Genomic DNA, 4,713 nt, shown 5'->3' on the forward strand with positions numbered 1-4,713 from the left:
GCTTGCAACGAGCAGGCTTTCCCAGAGCGCTCCGATCAGCACGGCCGCGGCTATCAGCTTAAGCTCAGGCGCCGGCGCGGCAACCCGGGTGGCATGCCACACTACCGCAACCAGTACGAACGCCACGCCGATCCAAGCCAGCCCGCGCCCGGCGCTCATCACGCACACAAACCACCCCACCTGTCCGACGACAAAATAGAGCCACGCATTAGGCGCTGATAGGCGGGCGGCGCTTAAAGCGGGTGGGCGCCGAAGGTTTCGGGATGACATGCGTTGGTGTGAGCGGGTAGTCCGATATCTCTTCTTACGCGTCGAGTCGGCTTTTGGATTCAGATGGCAGGCGCCCCCGCAGGCGCGGCCCCTGTCGGGCCTAACTTAAGGTGAGACTAGTTTCAGGCGGCGGATCGGTTGCGAACGAGCCTTCCATGGCCAAGGAAGCAGCCTTGCCCCGAGGATACGTCAACGACCATCAGATGATGGCTCTACATGAAGTACGACCAAACGGAAGGACCGTCCGCCGTATCCCTACACGCCGGATTCTGCGTCGAAGGCCTATCGGCTTGAGCAGGACTTGCACTTGCCATCGCAGAGGAATGCTCCACGTGAACGCAGACGCCCAGCCGCCCTGCCCCCGATCTTTGAAGCGGAGATCGTTCCGTTGCTGTAGTCCGCTCCGTGCATTTGGGCCGTGGCGATATCGGAGAGGATCCTTTCAGCGGCATCCACACCCGCCGCGCTCCGCGCGCTGTCCGCTTTGAGCAGTGTGTTCGCGCTTGGCGCGCCCTGCGTGGCGCAAAGGGTGATGTTATCTTCCGTCAGGCGCACAACTCCGGTCATCTCGGGTTGTCCGACCTCACTGACATGAGTAGCTCGGCTCCATCCAGCATGGTATTTACGAATTCGAGGTTCGGGAGTGTGCCGATTGGCCAGCTGACAACGAGCCCATCGATGCAGTCGATCGCATCCGATAGATACACGTTGCCGCCCGGAATGTGGAACTCCGTAGTGTCGGTAAGCCACTTTCGTCAGGAGCTGCTGATCGGAAGTTGTGATCGATAAGGTTCTCTGGCCCTAGACCTATCTCACCCAAATAGGAACCGTATCGACGCCGTCTGCTAGTGGCAGCCGCTAGGCCTTCCCGCCTCGTCAAAAGTCGCACGACCTTCTCCGATACGAACACCTGCTGTCCACCCACTGCCGCGAATATCCGACGATAGCCGTAGCGACGGTGATTGACCTCGAAGATACTGCCTTGCCTGCTGGAACCGATTCCGACGCTCGCAGCTGCCTTCCAGGGCCCACCCGCCTCCCCTTCCAGAAACGCTCCCCCTGAAGAGCCCTGCATGCGGGTCTCTCTCTAACGGCTCGCGCACGGCATGAGGCGTCACACCGATCCCGGTTGCGTCTATGCATACACAACCTTCGGTCAAGTAACATCGTCGATTTTGCCCGTTGCCGGGAGAAATGCGCTGAACCGTAGTCCAATCGGTCTCTCTCAAGCGGCCCTTTCATGGATCCCTGATATTGGAACCAAGAACAGCCGCGCACTCCCACGTCAGCACACTTTCAGGTCGTGGCACTCGAAGCCATATACCACCCATTACACGCCACCCTTCGCTCCTTGCACGTTCTCACTCCTGCTTCGCAGCGTTGTTGCTTGCGGTCCACCTACTGCCGCTTCATTGAAGCGCAATGATGGCGGGAAGTCGGAATTTCGGCGTTCCCATTCGCGCTACCCGAGCGCGTCCGGGCTGTCCGCTTCGCACCCTGCCTATTCCCCACGACGCTTCAACCTACACCCAGTTCAAAGGGATGCAGTGGGCCATTTGCCGTCTCGGCCAGAGCCAGCTAGCAGCTTTGGCTCCTCGAGACTAACGAGGTTTCATTCGACTGTTCTCTTGGTTTTGCATGGAGAACTCGGCCTGTCCTCACACCGCACGGCAACTGCTGGTCGCACAGCAGGTCACGGTTTCAGTTTCCGACATTCCGGTTGTTGAACATGCCAAGGCAGAGACGCGCTTTGGCATCCACTACATTTGCCGATTACGTCCGGCGGACTCGGACACGGGTCGTACTTGAACCGGCTTGGAGCTATCGCCGCCGTCATGAGCAGAGCCGGGGATGTATCGCGCAGCCGTCCAGCCAAGCATCTGCGAAGGCGTGAAGCTGTAAGCGTTCTAGAAGTGGAACAAATTCGCCTGTCATCGTGTCAGCTTGGCCGCAGCGCTACGCAGAAAATGGGTCAACATTTCGGGGTCTACCGGTTTAACAAAGTGTTGAGTACATCCCGCTTCACGCGATCGCATAACGTCTCCCGGTGCCCCCAATCCACTGAGTGCGATCAGAATCGCTTGCTCAGTTTCCGGTCCCGCCCTCAGCCGCCGCGCAAGTTCGTATCCGTCGATCCCCGGCAAACCGATATCGAGGATAACGGCATCGGCATGAAAGTCTTGTGCGATAGCAAGGGCGGTCTCACCATCGAAGGCGCATTCGACCTCATGTTCGTCCAGGAGCATCGCCAGCGATTCAGCTGCATCACGATTGTCATCGACCACTAGAACGCGCAGCTTTCTCGCCTGCTCTATGGGGGGCTCCTGCACTATTGTGGTTACGCCGACAGGCGCACTCGTCGTGGGCATCAATACCGTGAAGCGCGATCCCTTCCGCAAACCTTCGCTTGCAGCGCTGACGTGGCCGCCATGCATATCAACGAGGTTCTGGACGACAGACAGCCCGATGCCGAGGCCAGACCGCCACTGTCCGTCTCCCGCGGCAAGCTGGACGTACGGCTCGAACAGGAGGCTAAGTTGCGATATCGGAATGCCAATACCCCTGTCGCTCACGACGATTTCAACCTGATCACCGCGAATGGTGGCGTCAATCGTAATAGCTGTCTGGTTTTCCGAGAACTTGATCGCGTTATCCAGCAGGTTGGAAAAGACCTGAGTGAGCCTTGTGCAGTCCCCGTCCACGAGTACGGGCTCACAGGGCAGATTCACATCGATACGGTCCTGGTGCTCATGCGCGATGGGCAGGTTGATCTCGACTGCGCTCTGTACGGCCTCCCGAATGTCGAACACCGCCCGTCGCAAAATGATTTTTCCGCTACTGATGCGCGATACATCCATCAGATCATCTATCAGACGAGTGAGATGCGCGCACTGGCGCTCAACCGTGACTCGTGCCCATTCGACCTCGGGCGGTAAATCGGCACTGATTTGCTTGAGGATCTGCGCTGCGTTGCGGATCGGTGCGAGGGGATTCCGCAGTTCGTGCGCTAACGTTGCCAGAAACGCGTCCTTGCGACGATCCGCCTCGCGAAGCGACTCTTCGGCGAGCGTGCGGCGTGTGATATCGGCAAGGGTCCCGGTAAACGAGCGGATCGAACCTTCCGACTCTGCGCGGAAGCGACCGTACATCTCAATGACACGCGGAGCACGATCTTCGATACGCAGGATTCGAAAAGTCGCATGGAAGTCTCCCCCGTGTCGCATGGCCTCCGTATATTCCGTGATTAGCGCCTGCGCATCGTCGGGATGAACAAGCTCACGTACAAACGCCATGCACGACAGAGGCCCCAGAGATTGAGGCTGCCCCGTTATTTCATACATTTGTTTGTTTTCCCAGACGCCCTCCCGCGTCACGATATTCCACTCGAAAATACCCAAACCGGCTGCGGATGCAGCCATTCGAAGCCGCTCCTCGCTCCTCTGTTGAGCTGCGAGCGCCCGGTCGCGCTCGTAGATGGTCGCTTCGATCCGCCTGTCCTGTTCGTCGGTGAGTTGCCTGATCGCGGTGTGAATCGTCGCGCTGAAAAGATCGTCGATCAATAGTTGGGCCGCCGATTGAGCACCACTTGATCCGAATACCCCTGCGAAAAATTCGCGAGTGGCATGCTGTACGCAGCGCTGTAACTGATTCAGTTCCCGAAACAGTTCGTCGAGCTGGTACCCGAGCATCCAGCGGTCGCGACCATGCTTCCTCGCGTCAGCGTGCAACCGCCAAAGCGTTCTCTGGTTAGGGGCGCCCCGCAAGACGGCGCAGATTTCCTCAAAGAGCGACGGCAGATGATCTACCAGTTGACCGGTGGTAAGCCGGCCTGCCGGCGTGATGGCTGCGTCGGACCGCACCGAGCGAAGCCAGCGGCGCGTTAAAACGCCCCGAGTCCGTTCCAGATACGCTGCTAACTCAGGGAATAAAGCGAATTGCGACGGCTTCATGATGTCCTGATTAGAGTTGTCTTTGAGAGCCAGAGCGGCAACTTCTCGCCTCGCGAGAAAAGGCCCTAGCTCAGGTAAAAGGGGGCATCGCTGGTCAATCTATCTTTTCCGCTCGACTGCCACTAGAACGCGGACTTTCAAAATCCTATATCCACCGACCGAGCGATCGTACCCGTCGCACGTCGAATACCCGGGGCGTTGGCTATTGCGCTGGTATGCGCGCAAGCTGATCTCCCCAGCGTCGCTCCAGTTCGCGGAAGGCCCCCCAATTTTACGCAAAGAATGCAACATCCCCCCGTATTCGCCCAGTGTGAGCGCGATCGTCTTCGGATGCGAGCCCCTCTGGAAGCGACGTATATCAGACGGCTAGACCACTGTGAGGGATGTTCGGCACACGACAATCCATCGACGGTGCATGGTTGCAAGAGGCGGCTGCCAAGGCTCTCCTCCTTGAAGGCTTGAATCAGCGTCGATGCGGCGGCAGCTTAACCCG

The 4,713-nt window shown here is 58.6% G+C and carries 2 protein-coding genes and 1 pseudogene; all 3 read right to left on the minus strand.

Annotated features, from left to right (window positions below):
• Positions 1–270, minus strand: a 270-nt coding sequence (locus tag P0D70_RS36175; protein WP_408188048.1) for a DUF2878 family protein, incomplete at its 3' end; no start/stop codon positions are given.
• A 602-nt stretch (positions 271–872) separates the two neighbouring features.
• Positions 873–1,246 (minus strand): annotated as a pseudogene (locus P0D70_RS36180) (IS3 family transposase); the annotation flags it as partial.
• A 955-nt stretch (positions 1,247–2,201) separates the two neighbouring features.
• Positions 2,202–4,220 carry a hybrid sensor histidine kinase/response regulator gene (locus tag P0D70_RS36185; RefSeq protein WP_408188049.1) on the minus strand — a complete coding sequence of 673 codons (2,019 nt, stop codon included), beginning with the start codon at positions 4,218–4,220 and terminating at the stop codon, positions 2,202–2,204.
• Positions 4,221–4,713 lie beyond the last annotated feature (493 nt).

This window comes from Paraburkholderia sp. RL17-381-BIF-C (genome assembly GCF_046026435.1).
Lineage (GTDB): Bacteria > Pseudomonadota > Gammaproteobacteria > Burkholderiales > Burkholderiaceae > Paraburkholderia.

What these genes read in the sequence shown, in the direction of transcription:
- P0D70_RS36185 (WP_408188049.1), bottom strand. Translation starts at nt 4,220, where the DNA reads ATGAAGCCGTCGCAATTCGCTTTATTCCCTGAGTTAGCAGCGTATCTG.